29 protein-coding genes and 1 pseudogene are annotated in these 23,428 nt (G+C 62.0%); 17 read left to right on the top strand and 13 right to left on the bottom strand.

Features of this window, described 5'->3' with window-relative positions; genetic code table 11:
* Positions 1–26: 26 nt before the first annotated feature.
* Both WBR68_RS20995 and msuE read right to left on the bottom strand, forming a co-directional pair.
* Positions 27–1,010, bottom strand: a complete 984-nt coding sequence (locus WBR68_RS20995) for a DUF1852 domain-containing protein (RefSeq protein WP_050446725.1) — start codon at positions 1,008–1,010, stop codon at positions 27–29.
* Between the two features lie 103 nt (positions 1,011–1,113).
* A complete protein-coding gene (gene msuE, locus WBR68_RS20990) occupies positions 1,114–1,695 on the bottom strand; it encodes an FMN reductase (protein WP_230695156.1) in 582 nt (193 codons plus the stop codon).
* 143 nt (positions 1,696–1,838) lie between these two features.
* On the opposite strand from msuE, the gene WBR68_RS20985 reads away from it, so the two are divergent.
* From WBR68_RS20985 to WBR68_RS20975, 3 genes are all read left to right on the top strand, one after another.
* Positions 1,839–2,762, top strand: a complete 924-nt coding sequence (locus tag WBR68_RS20985; RefSeq protein WP_230695155.1) for a LysR family transcriptional regulator — start codon at positions 1,839–1,841, stop codon at positions 2,760–2,762.
* Positions 2,763–2,937: 175 nt separating this feature from the next.
* A complete protein-coding gene (locus WBR68_RS20980; protein ID WP_127184829.1) occupies positions 2,938–3,612 on the top strand; it encodes a hypothetical protein in 675 nt (224 codons plus the stop codon).
* Positions 3,605–4,312, top strand: a complete 708-nt coding sequence (locus tag WBR68_RS20975; protein ID WP_230695154.1) for an RES family NAD+ phosphorylase — start codon at positions 3,605–3,607, stop codon at positions 4,310–4,312. Before WBR68_RS20980 ends, WBR68_RS20975 begins: the two co-directional genes overlap by 8 nt.
* A gap of 42 nt (positions 4,313–4,354) precedes the next feature.
* Here WBR68_RS20975 and WBR68_RS20970 read toward each other — a convergent pair whose 3' ends face one another.
* A complete protein-coding gene (locus WBR68_RS20970; RefSeq protein ID WP_127184827.1) occupies positions 4,355–4,735 on the bottom strand; it encodes a MerR family transcriptional regulator in 381 nt (126 codons plus the stop codon).
* Positions 4,736–4,876: 141 nt separating this feature from the next.
* On the opposite strand from WBR68_RS20970, the gene WBR68_RS20965 reads away from it, so the two are divergent.
* From WBR68_RS20965 to WBR68_RS20945, 5 genes are read left to right on the top strand one after another with little or no spacing between them, the layout of a single operon-like run.
* Positions 4,877–5,728 carry an alpha/beta fold hydrolase gene (locus tag WBR68_RS20965; protein ID WP_230695184.1) on the top strand — a complete coding sequence of 284 codons (852 nt, stop codon included), beginning with the start codon at positions 4,877–4,879 and terminating at the stop codon, positions 5,726–5,728.
* 35 nt (positions 5,729–5,763) lie between these two features.
* Positions 5,764–6,852, top strand: a complete 1,089-nt coding sequence (locus tag WBR68_RS20960; RefSeq protein WP_342490512.1) for a DMT family transporter — start codon at positions 5,764–5,766, stop codon at positions 6,850–6,852.
* A complete protein-coding gene (locus WBR68_RS20955; RefSeq protein ID WP_230695152.1) occupies positions 6,849–7,565 on the top strand; it encodes a glutathione S-transferase family protein in 717 nt (238 codons plus the stop codon). Before WBR68_RS20960 ends, WBR68_RS20955 begins: the two co-directional genes overlap by 4 nt.
* 1 nt (position 7,566) lies before the next feature.
* Positions 7,567–8,361, top strand: coding sequence for an SDR family NAD(P)-dependent oxidoreductase (locus WBR68_RS20950; protein WP_230695151.1), 795 nt, complete (start codon positions 7,567–7,569; stop codon positions 8,359–8,361).
* A gap of 51 nt (positions 8,362–8,412) precedes the next feature.
* A complete protein-coding gene (locus WBR68_RS20945; RefSeq protein WP_230695150.1) occupies positions 8,413–9,012 on the top strand; it encodes a TetR/AcrR family transcriptional regulator in 600 nt (199 codons plus the stop codon).
* Positions 9,013–9,039: 27 nt separating this feature from the next.
* Here WBR68_RS20945 and WBR68_RS20940 read toward each other — a convergent pair whose 3' ends face one another.
* Positions 9,040–9,678, bottom strand: a complete 639-nt coding sequence (locus tag WBR68_RS20940) for an HD domain-containing protein (RefSeq protein WP_230695149.1) — start codon at positions 9,676–9,678, stop codon at positions 9,040–9,042.
* A gap of 106 nt (positions 9,679–9,784) precedes the next feature.
* Here WBR68_RS20940 and WBR68_RS20935 point away from each other — a divergent pair, with 106 nt between their 5' ends.
* The 3 genes from WBR68_RS20935 (at position 9,785) to WBR68_RS20925 (ending at position 11,969) form a co-directional block, all read left to right on the top strand.
* Entirely contained in the window at positions 9,785–10,771 is a 987-nt protein-coding gene (locus WBR68_RS20935) for a GlxA family transcriptional regulator (RefSeq protein WP_230695148.1), read from the top strand.
* A gap of 156 nt (positions 10,772–10,927) precedes the next feature.
* Positions 10,928–11,674 carry a glucose 1-dehydrogenase gene (locus tag WBR68_RS20930; RefSeq protein WP_230695147.1) on the top strand — a complete coding sequence of 249 codons (747 nt, stop codon included), beginning with the start codon at positions 10,928–10,930 and terminating at the stop codon, positions 11,672–11,674.
* A gap of 142 nt (positions 11,675–11,816) precedes the next feature.
* A complete protein-coding gene (locus WBR68_RS20925; RefSeq protein WP_157055396.1) occupies positions 11,817–11,969 on the top strand; it encodes a hypothetical protein in 153 nt (50 codons plus the stop codon).
* A gap of 58 nt (positions 11,970–12,027) precedes the next feature.
* Here WBR68_RS20925 and WBR68_RS20920 read toward each other — a convergent pair whose 3' ends face one another.
* Together WBR68_RS20920 and WBR68_RS20915 are read right to left on the bottom strand one after the other, a co-directional pair.
* Positions 12,028–12,378 (bottom strand): nucleotide pyrophosphohydrolase, encoded by a 351-nt coding sequence (locus WBR68_RS20920; RefSeq protein WP_050446713.1) that lies wholly within the window; start codon positions 12,376–12,378, stop codon positions 12,028–12,030.
* Positions 12,276–13,316, bottom strand: coding sequence for a LysR family transcriptional regulator (locus tag WBR68_RS20915; RefSeq protein WP_342490511.1), 1,041 nt, complete (start codon positions 13,314–13,316; stop codon positions 12,276–12,278). Before WBR68_RS20915 ends, WBR68_RS20920 begins: the two co-directional genes overlap by 103 nt.
* Before the next feature lie 122 nt (positions 13,317–13,438).
* Here WBR68_RS20915 and WBR68_RS20910 point away from each other — a divergent pair, with 122 nt between their 5' ends.
* The 3 genes and pseudogenes from WBR68_RS20910 (at position 13,439) to WBR68_RS20905 (ending at position 14,370) form a co-directional block, all read left to right on the top strand.
* Positions 13,439–14,113: a peroxiredoxin-like family protein gene (locus WBR68_RS20910; RefSeq protein ID WP_230695146.1), complete on the top strand. Its 675-nt coding sequence runs from the start codon at positions 13,439–13,441 to the stop codon at positions 14,111–14,113.
* Between the two features lie 47 nt (positions 14,114–14,160).
* Positions 14,161–14,259: pseudogene (locus WBR68_RS31515) on the top strand (SDR family oxidoreductase); the annotation flags it as partial.
* Positions 14,245–14,370: an SDR family oxidoreductase gene (locus WBR68_RS20905; protein WP_370641260.1), complete on the top strand. Its 126-nt coding sequence runs from the start codon at positions 14,245–14,247 to the stop codon at positions 14,368–14,370. The pseudogene WBR68_RS31515 and the gene WBR68_RS20905, both read left to right, overlap by 15 nt.
* Positions 14,371–14,433: 63 nt before the next feature.
* Here WBR68_RS20905 and WBR68_RS20900 read toward each other — a convergent pair whose 3' ends face one another.
* Genes WBR68_RS20900 through WBR68_RS20890 form a run of 3 tightly spaced genes read right to left on the bottom strand, consistent with a single transcriptional unit; the run spans position 14,434 to position 18,130 of the window.
* Complete coding sequence (locus WBR68_RS20900; RefSeq protein WP_230695145.1) at positions 14,434–15,396, bottom strand: PDR/VanB family oxidoreductase; 963 nt, start codon at positions 15,394–15,396, stop codon at positions 14,434–14,436.
* On the bottom strand, positions 15,393–16,565 hold the full coding sequence (locus WBR68_RS20895; protein ID WP_230695144.1) for an aromatic ring-hydroxylating oxygenase subunit alpha: 1,173 nt from the start codon (positions 16,563–16,565) through the stop codon (positions 15,393–15,395). Before WBR68_RS20895 ends, WBR68_RS20900 begins: the two co-directional genes overlap by 4 nt.
* On the bottom strand, positions 16,562–18,130 hold the full coding sequence (locus WBR68_RS20890; protein WP_127184811.1) for a BCCT family transporter: 1,569 nt from the start codon (positions 18,128–18,130) through the stop codon (positions 16,562–16,564). The genes WBR68_RS20895 and WBR68_RS20890 overlap by 4 nt, the downstream gene beginning before the upstream one ends.
* A 193-nt stretch (positions 18,131–18,323) precedes the next feature.
* On the opposite strand from WBR68_RS20890, the gene WBR68_RS20885 reads away from it, so the two are divergent.
* Positions 18,324–19,337, top strand: a complete 1,014-nt coding sequence (locus tag WBR68_RS20885) for a PAS domain-containing protein (RefSeq protein ID WP_050446706.1) — start codon at positions 18,324–18,326, stop codon at positions 19,335–19,337.
* On the opposite strand, the gene WBR68_RS20880 is transcribed toward WBR68_RS20885, so the two are convergent.
* A complete protein-coding gene (locus WBR68_RS20880) occupies positions 19,303–19,755 on the bottom strand; it encodes a MaoC family dehydratase (RefSeq protein WP_050446743.1) in 453 nt (150 codons plus the stop codon). The two genes, WBR68_RS20885 and WBR68_RS20880, sit on opposite strands and share 35 nt — an antisense overlap.
* A 62-nt stretch (positions 19,756–19,817) precedes the next feature.
* Positions 19,818–20,399 (bottom strand): TetR family transcriptional regulator, encoded by a 582-nt coding sequence (locus tag WBR68_RS20875; protein ID WP_050446705.1) that lies wholly within the window; start codon positions 20,397–20,399, stop codon positions 19,818–19,820.
* Positions 20,400–20,628: 229 nt separating this feature from the next.
* Here WBR68_RS20875 and WBR68_RS20870 point away from each other — a divergent pair, with 229 nt between their 5' ends.
* Positions 20,629–21,717 (top strand): alkene reductase, encoded by a 1,089-nt coding sequence (locus WBR68_RS20870; RefSeq protein WP_050446742.1) that lies wholly within the window; start codon positions 20,629–20,631, stop codon positions 21,715–21,717.
* An 82-nt stretch (positions 21,718–21,799) separates the two neighbouring features.
* Positions 21,800–22,582 carry an SDR family NAD(P)-dependent oxidoreductase gene (locus WBR68_RS20865; RefSeq protein ID WP_230695143.1) on the top strand — a complete coding sequence of 261 codons (783 nt, stop codon included), beginning with the start codon at positions 21,800–21,802 and terminating at the stop codon, positions 22,580–22,582.
* Positions 22,583–22,597: 15 nt separating this feature from the next.
* On the opposite strand, the gene WBR68_RS20860 is transcribed toward WBR68_RS20865, so the two are convergent.
* Both WBR68_RS20860 and WBR68_RS20855 read right to left on the bottom strand, forming a co-directional pair.
* Complete coding sequence (locus tag WBR68_RS20860) at positions 22,598–22,870, bottom strand: hypothetical protein (RefSeq protein WP_230695142.1); 273 nt, start codon at positions 22,868–22,870, stop codon at positions 22,598–22,600.
* A 126-nt stretch (positions 22,871–22,996) separates the two neighbouring features.
* A complete protein-coding gene (locus WBR68_RS20855) occupies positions 22,997–23,401 on the bottom strand; it encodes an Hsp20/alpha crystallin family protein (protein ID WP_230695141.1) in 405 nt (134 codons plus the stop codon).
* Between the last annotated feature and the right edge of the window lie 27 nt (positions 23,402–23,428).

Raw genomic sequence — 23,428 nt, 5'->3', positions numbered from 1 at the left:
GGTGGTCTCGTGTGTTTTTTGAGTGATTAGTGCGCGTAGTTGGCGGCCCAGCTTTCCAGCACGTGCTTGTAGGGCTTGATGAAGTGCTCTTCCGTGAACTTTCCTTGCTTCACGGCGAGCTGGCTGCGCTCATCGCGGTCATAGACAATCTGCGTCAACGAGTAATCCTGATTCTTCAGGCTCGGTTGATAGACCTTGCCCGCGGCGGAATTGGCGTTGTAGATCTCGGGACGGTAGATTTTCTGGAACGTTTCCATCGTGCTGATGATGCTGATCAGCTCAAGGTTCGTGTAGTGGCCAAGCAGGTCGCCCTGAAAGTAAAAGGCCAACGGCGCGGCGCTGCCCGGGGGCATGAAGTAGCGGACCTGCAAGCCCATTTTTTCGAAGTATTGGTCCGTCGGCGAGAATTCGTTTTGCTGATATTCAACGCCCAGGATGGGGTGCTGATTTTCAGTGCGCAGGTATGTCTTGCTGCTTGAGGCGCTGATGCAGATGACCGGCGGCTTGCTGAACCGCTCTTGGTAAGCGCTGGAACCGACAAAGTGCTTGAACAGCTTGCCGTGCAAGTCGCCGAAACCGTCAGGCGAGCTGAAGCTGGATTTGTTTTTGTTGTGCTCTTGCAAAAGCACGCTGAAGTCGTAGTCGCGCACGTACGAAGAGAAGTTGTTCCCGACGATCCCTTCGATGCGTTCGTTGTTGTGGTGGTCAACGATATTGGTCTTCAAGATTTCAATCAGCGGAAACGCATCACTGCCGCTGTTGGCCGCGATGTTCATTTCAACGGAGATGATTTCGAGTTCGACCGTGTAGCGATCTCCCCTGGGGTTGTCCCAATGCGCCAGGCTATTGAAACGCCGGTCGATCATCTTCAGCGTGTTGCGCAGATTCTGCTGGCGACTCGTGCCCCGCGCCAGATTGGCGAAGTTGGTCGTGATTCGCGTGCTGTCGGAAGGCTGGTAATTTTCATCAAAAGGAATGCTCTTGATGTTGAATGTGAACGCGTTGCTCATGGTGATGGGGTGTGCTGATTTTTGCGAAAGAAATGCGGAGTCCGGCGGCCGCTTGGCGACGGACGCTATTGCCGCTGCGGGCGGCGCTTGATTTGGCTTTGCGTCAGGCTGCTACCGCTTCTTGTGCGGCGGCGGTGCGTGGATGGCGCATCAATTCGATCAAGGGCAGTGCGCGCTGGACCGCCAGCCTGGCCCGTTCGATCAGGGCCATGTCCTGCACGCGGTAGTCGGCAAAATCCTTGTCGGTGGCGTAGACGCCCAGCGGCAAGGTGCGTGCCTGAAAGAAGCTGAAGAGGGGCCGCAACTGATGGTCGATGATCAGGGCATGGCGTTCGCTGCCGCCGGTGGCCGCCAACAAGACGGGCTTGTCGACCAGGGCGTCCTGATGAATGAAGTCGAAGAAGTGCTTGAACAGCCCCGTGTACGAGCCACGGTAGACCGGGGTTGTCACCACCAGGATGTCCGCTTGTTCGACCATGCCAAGCTCGCGCTCCACCTTGTCGGGCAATTGCGAGCGCCAGACGGCGCCAGCCAGTTGCGGGGCGAGTTCACCCAGTTCAACCAGGTGCTGTTCGCAGGGGATATCGTCGGCGATCAGATCCAGCAGGTGTTCTGCCAGGGCCGCTGATTTGGAGGGGCGTTGCAGTCCGCCGGAAACTGCGACTAGACGGAGTGGACGTGTCATCTTTGCTTCACATGAATGGATCTACCCGGCGCGGCATCTGTCTTTGTGCAGTTGCAGCATCAAGCTGGAACCGCATGCTAGATGACGGCAATCATGAAGTAAAATGGTTTTATTTCACTAATCCATGAGCAGGAATCATCTGAATGCTTGAGCGCATCCATCTCAGCATCGTCCAGCAGGTCGAAAGGCAAGGGTCGTTGACGGCCGCCGCGGGCGTGTTGAACCTGACCCAGTCGGCCCTGAGCCACAGCATGAAGAAGCTGGAGGTGCAACTGGGCACCGACGTCTGGCTGCGCGAAGGTCGAAGCCTGCGCTTGACGCAGGCCGGCCAATACCTGTTGGCGGTGGCGAACCGCGTGCTGCCGCAACTGGACCTGGCCGAAGAGCGGCTGGGCCAGTTCGCGCAGGGCGAACGCGGCGCGCTGCGCATCGGCATGGAATGCCACCCTTGCTATCAGTGGTTGCTGAAGGTGGTTTCACCGTATCTGGCGGCCTGGCCCGACGTGGATGTGGACGTCAAACAGAAGTTCCAGTTTGGCGGGATCGGCGCGCTTTTTGGCTACGAGATCGACCTGCTGGTGACGCCCGACCCGCTGTTCAAGCCAGGCCTGAAGTTTGAGCCCGTGTTCGACTACGAGCAGGTGCTGGTCGTGCCCAAGGGCCATCCCCTGGCAACGGCTGCGTACGTCAAGCCGCAACAGCTTAACCAGGAAGTGCTGATCAGCTACCCCGTGGACATCGAGCGCCTGGACATCTACAACCAGTTCCTGCTGCCGGCCGGTGTCACGCCCAAGCGCCATAAAGCCATCGAAACCACCGACATCATGGTGCAGATGGTGGCCAGCGGACGCGGTGTGGCCGCTCTGCCGCGCTGGCTGGTCGAGGAATACGCGGCTCGGATGGATGTGGTGCCGGTGCGGCTGGGCGTGCGCGGTATCGCCAAGCAGATTTTTCTTGGGGCGCGCGAGGCGGACAGCGCGATTGACTACGTGCGGGCCTTCATCGAACTGGCTCGCCATCCGGCGACCGACGTGCCGACCGCCGTGGGGCAAGAAGCCAATGGATGAACTTCACAGGGGTAGGCAAACCGCTTGCCAAGTGGTTGGGCGTGACCTGTAGCGGTGTCCTTGATTTTCTCTCATACGACTATGGCAGCCAGCAACTGAAGGTTTTCGTCGCCATTTAAGTTATAGAAGATATGTTATGGTGACATAATTGTTATAACTCTGACGGAGCTCAGCCATGGGCGTCGTACAAGACCATCCTGGGGTCTCCACCCTTGTGGGTACCCCGAAGCAAGCACAGGACTACCTCCGAAAATCCCACGCCAATCAGGTGGTGGTGCTTGCATTCGAACATGTCGACAACGCCTCGCTTTCCACTGTTGCCCGGAACATGTCCAGCGTCGCGGAATCGATGCTTGAGCTTTTCCTTAAACGGCAGGATCGGGAGCTCGTCGAGCGCTTGGTTGATGCCCTTGTGCCCCGCAAGCCCGCCTCGCCCCAGCTTCTCAAGGAAGCGATGATGCTGGCTCGGGCTCGCATGGCTGTTCTCGAAAGTGGAGACTGGCTCACAGCAGCCGAAGTGGCCCAGTTGGCAGGCCTGAGCACCGTCAACCCTAGCGCGCAGCCAAACAAGTGGAAGAAGCAGGGGCAGATATTTGCCATTCATCACAACGGCGTTGACTACTTCCCAGCCTATGGTCTGGATCGGGAGGCCAGCTTCCGTCCATTGAAAGCGCTGGCCGGGATCATTAAGGAATTTGACGGGCACAAGGATGCTTGGGGCATGGCCTATTGGTTCCTGTCCGCCAATAGCTTCCTGTCAGGCAAGCGGCCGCAGGACTTGCTGGCTGCTTTGCCGGATCAGGTGATCGAGGCCGCTCGCGATGAGGTGCAAGAGGTCGCACATGGCTAACCGCCGTAGCCGTTCTGCCGATTCGGTGTCGCTGTCGATGGAAGCTCACCCCGGCAACGCCACGCCGATACCTCCTGAAGTCCTTCACGCGACCATAAAAACGCTAGAGGCTGGAACTATCCTGCACCGCGTTCACCAGGGGAAATACCGGGCGGACCAGTTCAACCCTGGCACTCAGGGGAACGCGCGCTTCAGTCCTATTCGGGATGCCCAAGGCGCACCGATTCCGACGCTCTACGGTGGTGCGACCATGGACTGCGCCATGATGGAGACGGTATTCCACGATGTTCCGCACGCGCCGGGTTTCAAAAGTCTGGATAAGCGCAAACTGGAAGGTCAGGTTCACTCATGTGTTGAAGTCACCCAGGACCTGCAGCTCGTCGATTTGGCTAGCGTACCGTTGCGCAAACTAGGCGTGACCCGTAGGCAGCTTATCGATACGGAAAAAGACCAGTACCCAGTCACCCGCCAATGGGGGAAAAAACTTCATGAGAAGCATCCACGGGTGCAGGGTTTATCTTGGATTTCTCGACAAGATGACTCCGCTCGGGCCGTGGTTCTGTTTGGGGATCGAATCGCCGACGGAACTCTGCGCCCGGATGGTGAGTCGCGCAGCTTGATGGACGATGTCGGGGCGTACGACGCGTTGTTGGATCTTGCGGGGCGGCTGGGCGTGCTTATTGTTCCAGGCAAAAGCTAGGCGAATCGGGTAAGTGCAGGCCTCCGCATAATCCAGGGCGACTCACTCCTGCCCACCCCCCTCAATCAGCATGCCTCGCAACCGCTGGCGCTGCTTTTCCAGCGCCGCTATCTGCTTCTCCAGTATCGCCAGCCGCTTACGCTTCGCATCCGTCATATCCGTGCATGCCTTCGCCCCTTCGATCAGCAACATGCAATCCGGAAAGCTGCGGATTTCTTCCAAGCTGAAGCCGGTGGCGATCAATCGTTGGATCTGCTTGACCTGTGTGACGGCCACTGCCTCGAAGGCGCGGTAGCCATTCTGAGCACGCGTTGACGCAAGCAGGCCATGCTGATCGTAGTGACGAATCGAGCGCACGCTGACGCCGGTTGCTTGCGCCAAAGCGCCGATCTTCAGCAGGGTGATGGACTCAGTCTTCTTCATGGATCGAACCTTATCATCCGCGCTTGACTGTGACACTAATGTCAGGCTTTAGCCTGGGCTCTTTCTATTCGAAGGAGCTTCAACATGATGTTTTTCAACCTCTTCAGCCAATGGCGCAAGGGCTTTGCCGCGGTTGCCTTGATGGCTGTGGCCGCGCTGGCGCATGCCGCCGTGGAACCGTACACCGTGACGGCGCCTGATGGGGTGCGCATCGCGGTGCAAGAGGCCGGTGACCCGAACGGCCAGCCCATTATCTTCATTCACGGCTTGCTTGGCAGCCATCTGAGTTGGGACAAGCAGGTCAACAGCCCTGAGTTACAGCGCTATCGGCTGATTACCTTTGATATGCGCGGGCATGGTATGTCCGGTCAACCGGAGCGCGCCGATGCCTACCGTGATGGACGCCGTTGGGCAGATGATCTGGCAGCGGTGATTGCTGGGTCAGGAGCCCGGCGGCCTGTCTTGGTGGGATGGTCGCTGGGCGCTGCCGTGGCCACTAATTACTTGGCTGCCTATGGTGACGAGAAAATCGCCGGCGCTGTGTACGTGGGTGGTGTCATCGAGCTGAAGCCCGAGCAAATCGTTTCGCATCCGCAGGTGTACAGCGGGATGGCATCGCCGGATCTCAAGACGCATCTGGATGCCGAGCGTGAGTTCGTGGCGCTGTGCTTTGCCAAGCTGCCCGACGCGCAGACGTTCCAGCGTTTGTTGGCGAATGCGGCCATGGCCTCACAGGCCATGCAGAACGCCGTGCATGGCATGTCGTTGAATGCGCCCAAGGGCTTGGGCGCCATGCACAAGCCGCTGTTGCTGATTTACGGTGCGCGTGACGCCTTGGTTCAAGCCGAACCGTCCTTCAATCGGGCCAAGGCCCTGAACCCCGACGCCATCGGCAAGTTCTACCCAGAAGCGGGGCACTCGCCCTTTATCGAAGAGGCGCAGCGCTTCAATCGTGATCTGTCTGCCTTTGTTGATGCGGCGGCATCGCATTAGCCGTTCATCGGCGCTCTGGGAAAATCAATGCTGGCATGTTTTATAGCAGTCGATATAAAATTGCCAGACATCGCACGGCGCCTGCAACGCAAGTGCCTTCGTCAACCCGCTTGCCCCAGGGGGAAGGCCACCGCATGACGCAACTTGCCGACCCCGCCCAGAACGCCGCCATCGGACCCGCTCCCATATCCCATTCCCCGCGACCCTCTCGCCAAACCCTTCACGGACTCTGCTGGGCGGCGCTTAGCGTCCTGATTTTCGCGGGCTGGTTTGTGGTGACGCGCTTTAGCGTGACGCGGGAACTGCGCTTGTGGGATGTCACCGCGCTGCGGTTCGGTATCGGCGCTGTGATTCTTTTTCCCGTACTGCTGCGCGGCGCAAGGCACATGTCCGCCAAACAATGGGGTGAAGGACTGCTGTACGCCTGCCTGTGGGGCATGCCCTTCGTACTGGCGGTCGCCCTGGGCTTGCAGCTCACGTCCGCCGGTCGGGCGGCGGCAGTGGCGCCCACATTGATGCCAGTTTTTGTCGGGCTTTTTGCGTGGCTCTTTCTGAAAGAACAACCAGGCAGGGGCCGCTGGCTGGGCTATCTGGCCATCGTCATCGGGTTGGTCTGCATGATCGCGGGCGGCGCCTCGGCGCACGGCGTTGCAAACCCGGTGGGCATCCTGGCGCTGATCACGGCCGCGGCGATGTGGGCCGTGTATACGCTGCTGTTTCGGCGCAGCAGGTTGACGCCGGTGCAGGCGGCAGCGTTGATTTGCTTCTGGTCGGCCGTGTTGTTTCTGCCGATCTACCTGTTTGCCGGACTCAGCCGCCTTGACTTGGCGTCACCCGGTGAAATCGGTTTGCAGGCGTTCTATCAGGGCGTCTTGATGAGCGGCGTGGCCATCGTGTCCTTCAATCGATCTGTCACGTTGCTGGGGCCGTCCGCCGCGACGGCCATTATTGCCTTGATTCCGGCGGTTGCCGCGCTGACCGCCATTCCCGTCCTGGGTGAGTTGCCGTCATGGGAAGAGGGCGTTGCGCTTCTTGCCGTCGTCGGCGGCGTGCTTCTGGCAGCCCGTCCCAAGCGCAAGGTAGCAGTCCCATCGACCACCACGACAGCGAGACAACAGCCATGATCCGTTTTTACTTTCATCCGACGCCCAACCCCGCCAAGATCGCGCTCTTTTTGGAAGAGACCGGGCTGGAGTACGAAGCCGTGCCGGTCGACACCAGCAAAGGCGAGCAGCACACGCCAGCCTTTCGGGCCATCAATCCGAACGGCAAGGTGCCGGCCATTGTTGACACCGACGGCCCCGGCGGCAAGGAAGCGCGCGTGTTTGACTCGACGGCCATCCTGATCTACCTGGCCGACAAGACCGGCCAGCTAACAGGCACGCCTGAAGATCGGCCCGAGCTGTTGTCGTGGTTGCTCTTCATTGCCTCGGGTCTGGGGCCGTTCTCTGGCCAGGCGGTGCACTTTCAGTTTGCCGCGCCCGATGGCCTGGACTACGCCGTCAACCGTTACCGCCGCGAAGCCGATCGGCACTATCAGGTGCTGGACGAGCATCTGAAGGGGCGCGAGTTCATTGTTGGCAACAGCTTCACCATCGCGGACATTTCGGCGTGGGGTTGGCTGGACCGGGCTTCCCGCGTGCGCAAGGGCGCCGAAGACCCGCTGGCGCCGTTTCCGGAACTGAAGCGCTGGTTCGCCAGTGTGGATGCGCGCCCGGCGGTTGCGCGTGCGCGGGCGCTGACCAAGAGCCACCAATGGAAAACGGTGAACGACGACGAGACCAAGCGGGCGTTGTTCCCGTCGAACTTCCCGCCCGCGTCGTCACAAGGAGCCTGAGATGGATCTGAAGAACAAGCGGGTTCTGATCACAGGCGGATCAAGCGGCATCGGCCTTGCGCTGGCCCATGCGTTGACGGCGCGCGGCGCCAGGGTGGTTATCACGGGGCGTCGGCAAAGCGTGCTGGATGACGCGCTGCGCGGTCTGGATTCCGCCACGGGGGTTTGCGCCGATGTGGGCACGACTGAAGGACGGCTTGTCACGCTGGACAAGGCCGTGGCTGCCTTGGGTGGCCTCGACATCCTGATCAACAACGCCGGGGGCGTGCGCGCCGGCCGCTTGGAAAATACGGCAGAGGCCGACATCGAGCAGATGGTGAACGTGGACCTGCTTGCGCCGATCTTGCTGACCCGCGCCGCGATCCCCGCCTTGCGGGCCAGCGGCAACGCCGTGGTCGTGAACATTACGTCTGGCATTGCGCTGGTGGGCGCGCCGTTCTACACGACTTACGCAGCGGTGAAAGCGGGCTTGGCGCATTTCGGCGAGGCCCTTCGGCGCGAGCTTAAAGGCGAAGGCATTCATGTGTTGACCGCCTATCCGGGCGGGACCGATACGCCCATGATGCAGTCCAACCGCGCCGGCCCGGAACTGGGATTCTCGCGTGAGCCGGCTTCCGCCGTGGCCGAGGCCATCGTCGAGGGTATCGAGACCGACGCTTTCGAAGTCATCCGCGGCGGCGAGACACGCGCGCAGATGATCGCGCTGAACCGCCAGGATCCCGCCGCCGTTGATGCACGGTTTCTGACGCTCAAGCCTGCGCTGGAAGACGCGGTCAAGGACCACAGCGCATTATGATGGCGTCGCCTTTCCCTGTTCGCTGCGCGACGCAGCCGCTGAGGAGCCCACATGGCGCGCCCCAGGCAGTTTGACGAAGCGGCGGCGCTTGATGCGGCCATCGAATGCTTCTGGTCGCGCGGCTATGAAGCCACGTCGGTGCGCGATCTGGCCGCCGCCATGGGTATCGTAGGCCCCAGCCTGTACAACACGTTTGGCGACAAGCGCGGCTTGTACCAGCGGGCGCTCGCGCATTATGTTGAGCGCGGCTTTTGTGAACGGGTCAGGCGTTTTGAATCGCAATTGACGCCTCGCGAGGCCATCGGCGCGTTCTTTGACGAGATCATTGAGCTATCTCTGGCGGACGAGCAGCGCAAGGGCTGCATGATTGTGAATTCGGCGCTGGAGCTGTCTCCGCACGATGCCGAATTCCAGCAGGCGCTGGCGCTTGTGCTGCGGGATATGGAGGCATTCTTCCTGCGCTGCGTGCAGGCGGGCCAAGCAGCCGGCGCCATCAACGCCACGCAGTCGGCGGAGGATCTTGCGCGCATGCTGCTTGGCTTGCTGATGGGTCTGCGCGTGCTGGCGCGTTCGCGACCGGAACCGGAGTTGCTCCGTGGCCTGGTGCGGCCCGCGCTGGCGTTGCTTGATGACGCCAGCCCGGCCCGTTGATTGGGCGGAAGATCGACGTAAAGCCGCTCAACCGTGCCAGTGTGAGCAACGGATCACGCTGCAGAAGTTGCCACGGTGGAAGTGCGGCGCTTTGTCGGCGATGACGTCGGCCTTGACGTTGCCAAAGGTCGTGTCGGGCTTGTGTTTGATGCCGTCGTAGAACGCCTGGATGATGTCTTCCTTGAACCGGGGCGTGCGGGGGAAAGCGCGGACGACGGCCTCGCGTTCCGCGTCCGAGTATTGATGGTAGGTGAGGCCAAGCACGTCCATTTCGACGCCGGCGGTCACCAGCGCAACGACGGGGTGCATGTGCTGCGGTACGCCGGGCGTGGTGTGGAGCGCGATGGCGGTCCACACCGTGTACGCGTCCTCTTCCGATATGCCGTGGCTCTTGAGAAACGAGCGGGCGGCGTGCGCGCCGTCCACCTCGAAGCGCTCGTCCTGGCTGCTATGGCTGGGCATCAGACCGATGTCATGGAACATGGCGCCGGCATAGAGCAGCTCGCGGTCGAAGGTCAGGCCGCGCTTCACGCCAGCCAACGCACCAAAGTGATAGACGCGGCTTGAATGGTTGAAGAGCAGTGGCGTCTCGGTGTCGCGGATGAATTCAGTGATGGCGCGCGCCAGGGTCGAATCGGGAATGGCGGCTTCGTGGATGATGGACATCAGCTTCCTCCTTGGTTGAGTGGGTTCAATCAAGAATAGGGCCGTGCTAGCATGGCAACAATAGGCGGAACACGTCGATTTCAGCCATTTAAAGATCAAGGCGGCCATGGCGCGAGATAAGGTCAAAACGATCATGGTGCTGGCGTTGCCAGGGGTGCAACTGCTGGATGTATCCGGCCCGCTGGACGTCTTTGCCGAAGCAAACGTGCAGGCCGGGCGCGAGGTGTACCGGTTGCTGGTGGTCGCGGGCGGATCCGGCCCCATCCGCAGTTCTTCCGGCGTCCGCTTGATGGCTGATCGCACCATCGGGCGCGACGCGGACGAACCGGTCGACACACTGCTCGTTGCCGGCTGCCCGAACGCGGCTGATGTGCCGGCTCGCGGCGTGGTGGTGGACTGGCTAAGGCGTCGCGCGCCCAAGGCAAGGCGCTTCGGGTCCGTGTGCAGCGGGGCGTTCTTTCTGGCGGCAGCCGGGTTGCTGAGTGGCAAGCGCGTCACCACACACTGGGCGGTTGCCGAGCGCCTGGCCGAACAATTCCCGGACGTCACGGTTGACCAGGACGCGATCCACATCAGTGATGGTCCGCTGCGTACCGCCGCCGGTGTTACGGCCGGCCTGGACCTGGCCATTTCCCTGGTGGAAGAAGACCTTGGGCGTGAGATCGCCCTTAAAGTCGCAAGCCAACTCGTCATGTTTTTCAAGCGGCCCGGCGGACAACTGCAGTTCAGCCGTAAAAGCGAAGCCGCGCCCGTGGGCAGGGCGGCGTTGCAGGAGCTTCAGCGCTGGGTCGCCGCCAATCCCGAGTTAAACCACAGCGTGGCAAGCCTGGCCGAGCGCATGAACCTCAGCCCCCGGCACTTTGCGCGGCTGTTCCGTAGCGAGATCGGCATCACGCCCGCAAGCTGGGTCGAAGAGGCACGAGTGAACGCGGCGCGTCGCCTGCTGGAGCAAGGGCAAGCGGCACCCAAGCAGGTTGCGGCGCGTTGCGGGTTTGCCGATGCGGATGTGTTGCGTCGGGCGTTTGCGCGGCATGTCGGCGTGACGCCCGCGGAATACCGCAAGCGCTTCGCGGCGCTGCTGCCGCCGCAATAAGTCATCCGCAACCCGCAATCCACCATCCGTGGATCCGTACAAAAACGTACGAAAAATATGCAGGAATGGCAGTTCGCAAACAGTTTTATTGAGATCACCATGGCGGCTTAGCCGAGCTGGTCCACGTTGGGCCAGCCGATTCTGGGTTCTCAAGACATGAGCAAATTGAAAGATAAAGTCGCCCTGGTAACGGGCGCATCGAAAGGCATTGGCGCCGGCATCGCGCGCCAACTCGCGGCCGACGGCGCGAAGGTCATCGTCAATTACGCCTCAAGCCGGGGCGGCGCGGACAAGGTGGTGGCCGACATCGAAGCCGCTGGCGGCAGGGCGGTGGCGGTGGGCGCGGACGTCACCCAGCAGGCGGACGTCGAGGCGATGGTCGGGTCGGCCATCAAGCACTTCGGGCGGCTGGACATCGTGGTGAACAACGCCGGCATCTACCAGTTCGCCAAGATCGAAGACACCACCGAAGCGCTCTACCGTCAGCAGTTCGACATCAATGTGCTGGGCACGCTGCTGGTGGCGGGCGCCGCCGCGCGGCATCTGGGCCAGGGCGGCAGCATCATCAATATCAGTTCCAACGTGACGAGTGTGTTGCCCGCCGAGAGCGCCATCTACACAGGCACCAAGGGAGCCATTGACGCCATCACCGGTGTGCTAGCGCGCGAACTTGGGCCCCGAGGCATCCGCGTCAACGCGGTCAACCCCGGCCTGATCGAAACCGAAGGCACTCATGCCGCTGGCGTGATGGGTTCGGACTTCGAGGCGTGGAATGTGGGCCAGACGCCGCTGGGCCGCGTCGGAAAAGTTGAGGATATTGCGTCGATCGTCGCGTTCCTGGCGTCCGACGAGGCGGGGTGGGTAACGGGCGAGGTGATTCTGGGGTCGGGAGGGATGCGCTGAAGAGGGCGCGCAAGCGTGCGTCTTAATTGCGATGCACGCTGTTCTTGGTGCATTGTCCGGCGATGTGTGACAGTATTCCGTTATCGTTTTTTTTGAATTACCAAAGGACGTACTGGAGATGCCGGACGCGGACGCTGTACGCATGATCCGCTCGATCAAGGAACACGGGTGGCGCATCTCGGGCAAACTCGCGAAGGAGTACCCGGTACTCGACGACAAGATACGGGCCTTGCGCGTTATCGAGGCCGTGCAGTCCGCGTTCGAGGATCGGGACCCGTCACCCATCGTCGAATGATCCGCGGTTAAACATCGCAGATCAAGATGGCATGAACGATGCTGTCTTGGCCAAGCACTCAAAGCTCATCGTATTTCTTGCTGCTACCCCGAGCGCGGTCGACGGGGTACTTCTGTGCGTTCAACGGAATCTTCGCCTGCGCGGCTTTCACGGGGTCGATGCCCAGCACATTGCTGATCTGGATCAGGTAAAGCAGCACATCGGCGATCTCGCTGCCCACCGCTTCAAGTTTTTCTGGGGAAAGCGCGCGGCTTTGTTCTTCGGTCAGCCACTGGAAATGTTCAAGCAATTCTGCCGCTTCCACGATCAGCGCGGACGCCAGGTTCTTGGGGGAATGGAACTGCTCCCAATTGCGGGCTTGGGCAAATTCGCGTTGTTGCTGGCTAAGGTCTTGCAGGGTATCGGGCATGGGGGGCAGGGTTGAGGGGGCAGGGTTGAGTGGGCGGTTGGATGCGGTATTAAGCAGCCATTTTCGCGCATCACCGTCTCCACGAATTCAGCAAACAGCCGCGCCTTGGCGGTGGCCAGGCGTCCCGTGGGGAATACGGCCCAAAGGTCGATGTCGGGAAGCGACCAGTTTTCCAGCACGCGGACGACGCGGCCATCGGCCAGTTCCGGTGCGAACATCCAGTCGGATGCGATGGTCAGGCCCAGGTGGGCAAGCACCGCCGCGCGTATGCCTTCAGCCGCGCTGAACCTTGCCCGGCCTCTGACCAGCACCGACACCTCGGCGCCATCACGCTGGAAGTTCCACGCATTGCCCGCCTGGCTGAACACCACTGTTTCGTGGTCGGACAGCTCAGCGGGTAGCCGTGGCGTGCCGTGTCGGGAAAGGTATTCCGTCGTGGCCAGTACCGAGCGGGGTGAAGACGCCAACTTTCGCGCCACGGCGCTGGAGTCGTTCAGTGCGCCCATTCTCAACGAGATATCAATGCCCTCGGCAATCAAGTCGATGACGCGATCGTCCAGCACCACGTCCACGTCCAGGCCGGGGTTGGCGTCCAGAAAGCGCGGCAGGTGGGGAATGACGTGCAGGCTGGCGAACGTGGGCGCCGCCGAAATGCGTAGCCGCCCGGACAGGCTGGCGCCCACGCCGCGCGCGGCCAGGTCGGCTTCATCCGCTTCCTGAATGGCAAGGCGGGCGCGCTCGTAGAAGCGCAAGCCGGCTTCGGTTGGCGTCAGCCCGTGCGTAGAACGCAGCAACAGCGTCACGTTCAGATGGCGCTCCAGGTGGGCCACGCTTTTGGAGATGGCCGGCTGCCCCACCCCCAGCACGCGGGCCGCGCCAGAAAAGGAGCCGGCTTCGACCACCCGCACGAAGGTGGTCATGGCCTGAAAGCGATCCATGAAATTCCTTTTTGGAATAAGTGTTATCGCTGAATGGTATCTGCCATTCCTGCTGCGCGCCATCCAGAATGTGCTCTCCCAATGCGTGTTCTCAAAACGCTCTCATTTGCCAAGGAATTCTTATGTCGCTCCAGGAACAGCTCGATACCTTCAAGGCCGCCTTTGAAGCCGGCCAGCCTCCCTATAACGTGCCGCGTGCAGTCGTCGAGACCATGCACCGCGCCACCGCTGAACTCATCCATTCCGGCGCGGCGCAACGCGCCCTGAAGGCGGGGGACATGATGCCGGCCTTCACGCTGGACGATGCCGAGGGCAAGCCCGTGTCATCCGCCGATCTGCTGCGGCAGGGGCCTTTGGTCGTGACGTTTTATCGCGGTGTGTGGTGCCCGTACTGCAATATGGATTTGCAAGCGTTGCAGGCCGCGCTGCCCGCTGTCCAAGAGGCGGGCGCAAGCCTGGTGGCGATTTCGCCGCAGCTTGCAGCAAACAGCCGCAAGGCAGTGCGTCAAAACTCGCTGACGTTCCCGATTCTGTCGGACTCGCACAACGACGTGGCGGCCGCGTTCGGCCTGCGCTTTGAGCTACAGGACTATCTGGTTGATCTGTACAAGTCGCTCAAGAACGAACTACCCGCCTTCAATGGCGATGCCAGTTGGACGCTGCCGATGCCGGCTCGCTACGTGGTCGCGCAAGACGGCACGATTGTCTACGCAGAGGTCAACCCCGACTACACCCGCCGCCCTGAGCCTTCAGACATGTTGCCCGCCATTGCGCAGGCAGTCGCCCGCGCTGTCTGATTCGTCTGGATAAGCGCTCGCTGAAGGGCGAGCGCGAAGGAACTCCCATGCCTCGTACTTTTCTTGTCACCGGCGCCAGCAAGGGCATCGGTCTTGCGTTATCGGTCCGGCTTGCCGCTGGCGGCCATCATGTGATTGGCTTGGCGGATGAGATTGCCGCAGTGATTTCGTTCCTGCTATCGGACGATGCTGCGTTCATGACCGGGCAGACCTTGCATGCGGATGGCGGGGCGTCGTTGGGAAGGGCGTTGTTCTAGGTTCCGCACCAAGCAAGCCGGCCAAGGCAAGCCGCACCCGGCACGGCCGCTAGCGGCGCAGCCCTACAAATCAAGCACGATCCTTCCGCCCCGGGCTCGGGACACGCAGATCAGCATCGTTTGCTGCGCCGCCTTTTCGGCATGGCTGAGATACTGATCAGCGTGTTCGGCTTCGCCTTCCAGAATGCGGGTTTCGCAGGTGCCGCACACGCCTGCGCGGCACAGGCATTCCACCGGCACGGTGCTGTCGCGTTCGATGGCGTTCAGGATCGATTCGCCGGCAGCTACTGCCACTGTCCTGCCGGACTTGGCCAACACCACGGTGAAAGCGCTGCCTGTTGGCTTCGGTGCGGCGAATTGCTCGGCATGCACACGCGCGGATGCAATGCCGCTGGCTTGCGCGGTAAGGCGGACGGCGTCGATCAGCTTCCCGGGGCCACAGACATAGGCATGCGCGCCAGCGTCCATGCCGCCCAGCAAACCGGCCAGATCCAGCTTCTGGCCTTTGCTGCCCGCATAGAACCTGGCGCCATCCCCGCAGAGCCGGGTCAGCTCATCCCGAAAGGCGCCGTGTTCGTCAGCGCGAAAGGCGTAGTGCAATACATACGAAGCGCCGCGCTGGTGCAGCTCGTGCAACTGCGACATGAATGGGGTGATGCCGATGCCGCCCGCGATCAACACATGGTGGCAAGCCGACTCATCCAGCGCGAACAGGTTGCGGGGGGGGGTGATGGCAAGCGTGTCGCCCACGGCCACGCTGTCATGCAAAAACGCCGACCCGCCCTGGGATGCCGCTTCGCGCCGCACGCCGATCTGGTAGTTGCCTAATGCGCCAGGCGGGCTCATTAGCGAATAGGCGTTGTTGACCTGACGGCCACCGTTGCGCATTTGCACGATGATGTGACTGCCGCCCGTGAACGGCGGCAACGCGCCGCCGTCCAGGGCTTCCAGCGTGTAGCGCTTGATCAGCGGGGTCACGCGCTCAATGCGCGCGACCCGCACTTGCAAGGTCTGTTGTGTGCTCATGCCGAGGCGGGGGCCTGTTGCGGCGTCGACCGAGGCATATCAGAAGCCGCCGCCGCTGCGTATTCCGTTGCCAGCTTGCGATGAAAATGCACGATACCGTGTTCGCTGATGCCGCTGCGCTGGCGGTCGACCATGATGCGGCCCTGGCCACGATAGCCCCGGGACTGCAGGCCTTTGTGCACGCTTTCCACCAGACGCAGGTCTTCGGGCCGGAACACGTCGCGGTACCACTCCACCAGCGTCTGTTGCTCGTCGGTGAGTTCCTTGTTCAGAAAGTAGATCTCGTAGTGCTGCAGCGTGACGCCAGCGCTGGCGGGGAATTCGTATATGACGGTCATGAAGTCGGCGCCCGGCGGTACGTTGAACATGGTGCATGGCCAAGCCCAGAAGCCGGCAAAGCTGGGGTCCTTTACCGAGGGATCCACCTTGAAAGATTTTTCCGACGACTTGGCCAAGCCGAATTGCAGTGTCCAGTTGCCGTGCATCGTGTGCTGGTATTTATCCACCTGGACGGAGTCCGCGAAGCTGGGGTGTACGGGGCCGCAGTGGTAGCACTCCAGGTAGTTGTCGACGATGGACTTCCAGTTGGCGGGTGTTTCCGTGACGAAGCGCGCGGCCAGGTGCAGGTCATCCACTACCGGGCAGGCGGCGCGCAGGCGGGCTGCAAGGCCGGGGAGTTGATCTTCAACGGTGCCGGCGTCCGGGTTCAGGTTGATGAAGATGAAGCCGGCGGTTTCCTCAACCCGAACGGAAACCAGGCTTGCCTTGTCGGGGTTGAAATTGGGCACGTTGTCGCAGTTGCGGGCCAGGGCCAGCTCGCCATCCAGCTTGAAGGTCCAGGCGTGGTACGGACAGGTGATGACGTTCTTGGCGCGGCCGCTGCCTTGCATCAGTTGGTGGCCCCGGTGCGGGCAAACGTTGTAGAACGCTCGCAAGGCGCCTTCGCGATCGCGCAGCACAATGATGCTTTCTCCAATGATCTCGCGCGTGACATAGTCGTTGGGCGCGGCCAGTTCGCTGCGGTGCGCCACGCAGATCCAGGCGTTGGCGAATACTTTTTCTTTTTCGTAGTCGAACACGGCGTCCTTCGTGTAGTACGCGGCGGGCAGGGTCCAGGCATTTTCTTCGTCGGCGCAGAAGTTGGCGGGTAGTTTGGCGATGAGGTTCATGATGATCTCCGGGTAACAAAAGCAGGTTGGGTGGGCGATTCGATCTGGTGCGCGGGGGTGTCGCCGTAGTCCTGTATCAGCCAGCGGAACAGGCCGAACAGCTTGATGGCAAGGATGAACAGGAAGGGGATGGCCGTCAGCACCACGGCGGTTTTCATGGTTTCCAGCGATGCCTTGGTGAACAGCATTGCAAGCGGCACCAGCGTCAGCGCAATGCACCAGAAGACGCGGCTGGTGGGGCTGGGGTCTTCGCCTTCGGACAGGTTGCGGGTGGTGGTGGCGGCCACGGCGTAGGCCACGGCATCCACGTGGGCCGCCAGGAAGACGATCATGATGGCCAGGTACAGCGCCAGGAATAGCCAGCCGACGGGCAGCGCGTTCAACAACATTTCCACTGCCGTTTCGCCACCGTGTTCCTTCAGGATGCGGGGCACGTCGATGGCGCCCGACATGAACTGGTGCATGGAATAGCTTTCCAGCGCGCCGAAGAAGAACCAGCAGCCGACGCTGCCGCCCAGCAGCAGCGCGTAGATCACTTCCTTGATCTTGCGGCCCTTGGATACGCGCGCCACGAACATCGCCACACCCGGCGAATACGACACCCACCACAGCCAATAGAACACCGTCCAGCCACGGTTGAAGGCGCCGTCGCCAGCGGGGTCGGTGAAGAGGCTCATGCGGATGTAGTTCTGCAGCATCAGGCCCAGGCCGTTGACGATGTTGTTGCCGGAAAACTGGGTTGGCCCCACCAGCAACACCGCGGCGGCCAGCAGCAGCGCGCCCCAGCAGACCATATGGCTAAGCCGCTTCATGCCGCTGGCGATGCCGATATAGGCGCTGGCCGAGAACAGGGCCGACACGCCCACGATCACGATGACTTGCATGCTGAAGGTGTCGGGCGTGCCAAGCAGGCTGGACAGGCCGCGCGTGAAGGTCGATGCGGTCAGCGCAATGGACACCGTCAGTGCGCCGAACATGGTCAGCAGAAAGATCAGGTCCACTGCGCGGCCGACCGGACCCGTGGCCCGAAACCCCGTGATGGCCTGGATGATGGACGCCAGGTTCAAGCCCGTGTTCTTGCGTACATGGAAGTGATACGCCATGGCCAGCGAGGGCAGGGCGTACACCGCCCAGGCGCTAAGGCCCCAATGGAAGAAGGAATAGCTGATGCTGTATTCCAGTGCCTCGCGCGAGCCGGCGGCGACGTTAAGCCCCGGCGACTGGTAGTAGTAGGCCCATTCCATTACGCCCCAATACAGGGTTGACGACCCCATGCCGGCGCAGATGAACATGAAGACCCAAGACAGCGTTGAGTATTCCGGCTTGTCTTCGCCAAGCCGTACGTTGCCGTACTTGCTGAATGCCAGCCCGATGCAGGCGATGACACAGCCAAAAACGAACACCTGGATCACTGATCCGAACGAGCGCGTGGTCCAGTCGAACAGTACGGTGGCCGTGGCGGCCGCTTCAGTGGGCCAGAGAACCATGGCGATGACGGTAAGCAGCACGGCGGTAAGCGTGCATAGGGTCAGGAACTGGTCGCGGCGTGGCGCGGATGTTTTCACGTTGTCTCCTCCGATGCGTCGTTGCGCACGGTGTCTTGTTGGGAGTTAACCAACGGTTTACATTAACCATTAGCTAACAATTGACTAACGCGACTGTAGGTACAGCCCAGCCTATGTACAAGCATCAATCTGAACGCGGCGCGTTTGTAACGGCGCGCAGTTTTTACCCCTGCGCGCGCAGGAGGACAGCGTCATGACGGAAGACAGCTTTGCGTTCCGCCTGAAAGAGCTGCTTGAACACAAGCAACTATCGCTGCAGACCGTAGCCACGGCGCTCAGCGTCTCGCGCCCCGCCGTTCATAAATGGACGAAGGGCGGCGAAATTGACTATGAAAAGCTGCGCAAGCTGGCGGCGTTCCTGGACGTCAACTGGATCTGGCTGCGCTACGGCGAACAGGGCCTGGAAGCCGCGGGTTCATCAAGCGCGGTGGCCATGCCCATGACCGATACGCGGCGCCGCTACATGGCCGAGATCATGGAAAGCGAAGCGCGCATGAAGCTGGCGCAAGAGGGCGCGCGCATCGTCACGTGGGAATGGAACCTGGTCACGGACGACGTCAGTTACTCGTCCAACGTCCAGGCCGTTTATGGCTGGCGCATTGTCAGTAACGAGAGCTTCTGGAAGCACGTGCACGCCGACGACGTGCCCATGATGAACGCCGTCTACGAAGAATCGCTACGGACGGGAAACGCGCATGAGTTCGACTTTCGGCTGTTCCAGCCAGACGGCGGCCTGCGCTGGATTTCATCGCGCGCCACGCCCGTGCGTGACTTGGACGGGCGCGTCGTGAAGGTCGTGGGCATCAGCATGGATAACACCGCGCGCAAGCTGGCCGAGCAATCGCTGCGGGACCAGCAGGCGCGTTTCAAGGCGGTGTTTGAGCTGACGTCGCAAGGCATGGCGCTGTTGGACGCTGACCTGCGCTGCGAATCCGCCAACGCGGCGCTGGCGCGCATGCTGGGCTACCGACAAGAAGAACTACTGGGCGATGGACTGGCCAGCGTGCTTGCCGACGGGGGCGCGCGGTTGAAGAAAATGTTGCATGGCAGGCCCACCGCGGCGTTTAGTGCAAAGCTGCGTGGCAAGGATGGAAGCTGGCTGAACGTAACGCTGCGTGCCGTGCTGACTCGTGCCAAGGATGACGGTGCGGCGGCGTACTTTGCGCTGGCGCTTACGCCCCGCGACGCTGCACCACCAGATTGCTGACGAAGATCTGCACCACTTCATCGTTTTGATTCAGCGTGGTCGTGCGCGCTTTCACCATGCCTTGCTGGGGCCGTGTCTTTGATGGCCGCACTTCCAGCACTTCGCTTTCTATCCGCAATTCGTCGTCCGGGCGCACCGGCTGCGGCCAACGAATTTCATCCACGCCGGCGCCAATGATGCCGCCCGCCGGCTTGAATTCGCTGGCGACCAGCAACTGCATCGTCAGCGCGGCGGTGTGCCAGCCGCTGGCGGCCAGGCCCTTGAACAGGGTGCTGCTGGCGGCGTCTTCGTCCAGGTGAAACGGCTGCGGGTCGAATTCGGACGCAAAGGCCTTGATGCGTTCGCGGGTAACGCGCACGCGGGCGGTGCCGATGAAGCGTTGTCCGGGGCTCAGGTCTTCCAGGTAGTGCAGGGGCATGGGCATTGGCTCCATCAGATGGGCGGTGAATTCAAGGCACTGAACACAGAACAACGGAAACGTTAAGCGGCGGCTTCTGGCGCCAGGGACGCAAGCAGTTCATTGCGACAGGCCTCCAGTATTTCGTCGGCCAGCGGGGAATCATCAGGGCAGGCGCGCGACAAGGCGACGGCTCCAACCACACGGGCAAGCAAGTCGATGCGTTTGGCGCGGGCACGCGTCGGGTCAGCGTCTTGCGGCGCGACGTCGTCCCGGCCCAGCACGGCCAGCATGTCTTCGATGCCCGCCGCAAAGGTGGCCTTGACGTCGTCTGATTGGCGCGCGGCATCGCCGCACAGGGCGGCCATGGTGCAACCGGCGCTGCGCCCGTCGCGGTGGGCGCGCGACACATACACGCTGATGAACTTGGCCAGGTCCATGTCGCCCGTCATGGCCAGGGATTGCGACAGCCCCGACGCGGCGGTCTCCGCCATCAGGTCGGCCTTGGACCGAAAGTGTTTGTAGAAGCCGCCGTGGGTGAAACCGGCGGCCGCCATCAATTCGGCCACACCCACGCCGTCGTAGCCGTGCTCTCGGAACAGGGCCGATGCGGTCTCGACGATATGCGCCCGGTTGGCCTGCGCCTGCGCCTTGGTGACTCTCATTTGCTGTCCCTCATTCGTTGTTTCTCACTTCGCGGCCCACATCGCGTGCCTCGTTGATCAATGCAGTGCCCAGGACGTGAATATACATTGATGTCGATCATCATCAAAGTGCTTGACGATTTAGATGTTGATCATCATCATTAACGCCGTTAGCGCATCCAGCGCCAGCGCAACAGGCCAAGCACGCACTTTCGGCCTTGGCGCTCAACCCTTTTCGATGGACCCGATCATGACCGACAACGCTTTGTTTCAGCCCTACCAACTGGGATCCCTGACGCTTTCCAACCGCATCGTGATGGCGCCGCTGACGCGCAACCGTGCCGAGGCGGGCTTCGTACCCAGCCGGTTTGCCGCCACGTACTACAGCCAGCGCGCCTCCGCGGGCTTGTTGATTGCCGAGGCAACGCAGATTTCGCGGCAGGGGCAGGGCTATCAAGACACGCCGGGGATCTACACGCCCGCGCAGGTCGAGGGATGGCGCCAGGTGACGCAAGCCGTGCACGCCAAGGGTGGCAAGATCTTTCTGCAGTTGTGGCATGTGGGCCGCGTGTCGCACGTGGACTTGCAAGAGAACGGGGCCGCGCCCGTGGCGCCATCCGCCATCCGCGCCGAGACCAAGACGTTTGTGAACAATGGCTTTGTACCGGTGTCGACGCCGCGTGCCTTGGCGTTGGACGAGCTGCCCGGCATCGTCAACGATTTTCGGCAGGCGGCCGCCAACGCCATCGCGGCGGGCTTTGACGGCGTGGAAGTCCACGGCGCCAACGGCTATCTGCTTGAACAGTTCGCCAAGGACGGCGCCAACCACCGCGACGATGCTTACGGCGGCTCGGTGCAGAACCGTGCCCGGCTGTTGCTTGAAGTCGTCCAGGCGGTGGCCGCAGAGGTTGGCGCTGACCGCACAGGCGTGCGGATCTCGCCGGTATCGCCCGCCAATGGCATCTCGTGCAGCGACCCGCAGGCGCAGTACGACTACATTGCCGACCAACTCAATGCGCTGGGCGTGGTCTATCTGCATGTGGTGGAAGGCGCCACGGGCGGCCCGCGCGACGTGGCGCCGTTTGATTATGGTTCGTTGCGCCGGCGCTTCAAGAACACCTATATCGCGAACAACGGCTACGGCCTGGATCTGGCCGCTACCCAGCTTGCCCAGGGCCATGCCGACCTGTTCGCGTTCGGGCGTCCGTTCATCGCCAACCCGGACCTGGTCCAGCGCCTGAAGACGGACGCGCCGCTGGCGCAGTTGGACCCGGCCACGCTTTATGGCGGCGGCGCGGAAGGCTACATCGACTATCCGGCCTTGGCTGACGTGCGCTGACCCGCGCTGAGCCGCATTGACTCCCCTTGACCCGCTGCGCATCGCGGCGGGGTCCGTTCCCACTTACAAAGAGAGCTGCAAGATGAATCCCTCCACAGTGTTGATTACCGGCGCGTCCTCCGGCATTGGCGCAACCTATGCCGAACGCTTTGCGCGGCGTGGCCATGATCTGGTGCTGGTCGCGCGCGACCAAACCCGGCTTGACACGCTGGCCGCGCGCTTACGGCAAGACCATGGCGTTGCGGTCGACGTGCTGGTGGCAGACCTGACGCGCGACGACCACATCGAAGCCGTCGAGGCCAGGCTGCGCGATGACGCCCGTATCCAGATCCTGATCAACAACGCGGGCGCCGCGCAGACGGGCAACTTTGTGGCGCAAACGCCCCAGGCGGCTGGCCAACTGGTGGCGTTGAACACGACGGCCCCAACGCGGCTGGCCAGCGCCATCGCGCCGCGTCTGGTGCAAGCCGGCACGGGCGCTATCGTCAACGTGGGGTCGGTGGTGGGCTTCATGCCACAGTTCGGCATGGCGGTCTATGGCGCCACCAAGGCTTATATGTTGTTCCTGTCGCAGGCCTTGCATGAAGAGCTGTCGCCCGCCGGCATCTATGTGCAGGCCGTGTTGCCAGCCGCCACGCGCACCGAAATCTGGGAACGCGCGGGCATCGATATCAATGCGCTGCCGGAAGTGATGGACGTGGGCGAATTGGTGGACGCCGCGCTGGTCGGCTTTGACCGGCGCGAGGCAGTGACGATCCCGCCGCTGCATGAGGCGTCGCGCTGGGAGGCCTTGGACGGCGCGCGGCAGGCACTGCTGGGCGACATCAGGATGGCCAGCGCGGCGGCACGCTATCGCATCGCTTGATGGGCGAACTGCCGCCTACTGAAGCAGGGGCGCCGCGACCCCGATCGCACCCGTGTTGATCAGCCGCTGCAGATACTGCGTGCCTTCGCGCAGCGCCTCGGCGGGGGTTTCCCAGGGCGTGTGCGGGCAAGGCATGCACCAGTCGACCAGAATGTCGGTGCATCGCACCACCTGCACCAGCGAAATGAAGCCGGCCGGCAGCGACCCAGGCTTGTCCAGCGCGCGCAACGGAACGGCGCGCACGCTAAGGATGTAGCCGCGATACTGCGTAATGACGGAATGCTCCATAAGGCCTCCCCACAAGACCTTCACTTGATGTTCACAAGACCGGACGCGATTACCACAAGACTTTCGTGACCGCTGAAACGTCAATGCGCCCGGCGGGTGCCGGGCGCAGGGTTGCACGCTCGCAAATCACGATACGGTGACCGAGATTTTGCGAGGCTGTGCTTCACGCAGGCGCGGAATCTGCAAGGTCAGCACGCCGTGCTTCAAGTTGGCGGTGATGTTGTCCTTGTCCAGGTCATGGCCCAGCGTGAAGCTGCGGCGGAACAGCGGTTCGCGCAGCTCGTTGTGCACCAGCCGCACCTCGGCCGGCACCTGCACGGCCGCTTCGCCTTCGATCAGCAGTTCGTTCGACTGCACCTTGATCGACAGCCTGTCCTTGGACACGCCCGGCAGGTCGGCCAAGAGCGTGATGCCGGTGGCGTTCTCGTAGATGTCCACGGCGGGCAGGGTGGCGGGGCGGTTGCTGTCGTTCGAGACCTTGGCCAAGGATTCCGAGCCGCGCGTGGCGGCCAGTTGGTTGCGTTCTTCCATGATGGTCCTCCTGTGTCGTCAGCGTGC

Source organism: Achromobacter sp. JD-1, from assembly GCF_038594925.1.
In the GTDB taxonomy this organism is placed as follows: domain Bacteria; phylum Pseudomonadota; class Gammaproteobacteria; order Burkholderiales; family Burkholderiaceae_B; genus Achromobacter; species Achromobacter spanius_C.
This window is presented reverse-complemented; position numbering and strand designations above follow the sequence as displayed.

Coding starts and splice junctions, on each gene's coding strand:
- WBR68_RS20995 (WP_050446725.1), bottom strand. CDS start 1,010: ATGAGCAACGCGTTCACATTCAACATCAAGAGCATTCCTTTTGATGAA.
- msuE (WP_230695156.1), bottom strand. CDS start 1,695: ATGACACGTCCACTCCGTCTAGTCGCAGTTTCCGGCGGACTGCAACGC.
- WBR68_RS20985 (WP_230695155.1), top strand. CDS start 1,839: ATGCTTGAGCGCATCCATCTCAGCATCGTCCAGCAGGTCGAAAGGCAA.
- WBR68_RS20980 (WP_127184829.1), top strand. CDS start 2,938: ATGGGCGTCGTACAAGACCATCCTGGGGTCTCCACCCTTGTGGGTACC.
- WBR68_RS20975 (WP_230695154.1), top strand. CDS start 3,605: ATGGCTAACCGCCGTAGCCGTTCTGCCGATTCGGTGTCGCTGTCGATG.
- WBR68_RS20970 (WP_127184827.1), bottom strand. CDS start 4,735: ATGAAGAAGACTGAGTCCATCACCCTGCTGAAGATCGGCGCTTTGGCG.
- WBR68_RS20965 (WP_230695184.1), top strand. CDS start 4,877: ATGGCTGTGGCCGCGCTGGCGCATGCCGCCGTGGAACCGTACACCGTG.
- WBR68_RS20960 (WP_342490512.1), top strand. CDS start 5,764: ATGTTTTATAGCAGTCGATATAAAATTGCCAGACATCGCACGGCGCCT.
- WBR68_RS20955 (WP_230695152.1), top strand. CDS start 6,849: ATGATCCGTTTTTACTTTCATCCGACGCCCAACCCCGCCAAGATCGCG.
- WBR68_RS20950 (WP_230695151.1), top strand. CDS start 7,567: ATGGATCTGAAGAACAAGCGGGTTCTGATCACAGGCGGATCAAGCGGC.
- WBR68_RS20945 (WP_230695150.1), top strand. CDS start 8,413: ATGGCGCGCCCCAGGCAGTTTGACGAAGCGGCGGCGCTTGATGCGGCC.
- WBR68_RS20940 (WP_230695149.1), bottom strand. CDS start 9,678: ATGTCCATCATCCACGAAGCCGCCATTCCCGATTCGACCCTGGCGCGC.
- WBR68_RS20935 (WP_230695148.1), top strand. CDS start 9,785: ATGGCGCGAGATAAGGTCAAAACGATCATGGTGCTGGCGTTGCCAGGG.
- WBR68_RS20930 (WP_230695147.1), top strand. CDS start 10,928: ATGAGCAAATTGAAAGATAAAGTCGCCCTGGTAACGGGCGCATCGAAA.
- WBR68_RS20925 (WP_157055396.1), top strand. CDS start 11,817: ATGATCCGCTCGATCAAGGAACACGGGTGGCGCATCTCGGGCAAACTC.
- WBR68_RS20920 (WP_050446713.1), bottom strand. CDS start 12,378: ATGCCCGATACCCTGCAAGACCTTAGCCAGCAACAACGCGAATTTGCC.
- WBR68_RS20915 (WP_342490511.1), bottom strand. CDS start 13,316: ATGGATCGCTTTCAGGCCATGACCACCTTCGTGCGGGTGGTCGAAGCC.
- WBR68_RS20910 (WP_230695146.1), top strand. CDS start 13,439: ATGTCGCTCCAGGAACAGCTCGATACCTTCAAGGCCGCCTTTGAAGCC.
- WBR68_RS20900 (WP_230695145.1), bottom strand. CDS start 15,396: ATGAGCACACAACAGACCTTGCAAGTGCGGGTCGCGCGCATTGAGCGC.
- WBR68_RS20895 (WP_230695144.1), bottom strand. CDS start 16,565: ATGAACCTCATCGCCAAACTACCCGCCAACTTCTGCGCCGACGAAGAA.
- WBR68_RS20885 (WP_050446706.1), top strand. CDS start 18,324: ATGACGGAAGACAGCTTTGCGTTCCGCCTGAAAGAGCTGCTTGAACAC.
- WBR68_RS20880 (WP_050446743.1), bottom strand. CDS start 19,755: ATGCCCCTGCACTACCTGGAAGACCTGAGCCCCGGACAACGCTTCATC.
- WBR68_RS20875 (WP_050446705.1), bottom strand. CDS start 20,399: ATGAGAGTCACCAAGGCGCAGGCGCAGGCCAACCGGGCGCATATCGTC.
- WBR68_RS20870 (WP_050446742.1), top strand. CDS start 20,629: ATGACCGACAACGCTTTGTTTCAGCCCTACCAACTGGGATCCCTGACG.
- WBR68_RS20865 (WP_230695143.1), top strand. CDS start 21,800: ATGAATCCCTCCACAGTGTTGATTACCGGCGCGTCCTCCGGCATTGGC.
- WBR68_RS20860 (WP_230695142.1), bottom strand. CDS start 22,870: ATGGAGCATTCCGTCATTACGCAGTATCGCGGCTACATCCTTAGCGTG.
- WBR68_RS20855 (WP_230695141.1), bottom strand. CDS start 23,401: ATGGAAGAACGCAACCAACTGGCCGCCACGCGCGGCTCGGAATCCTTG.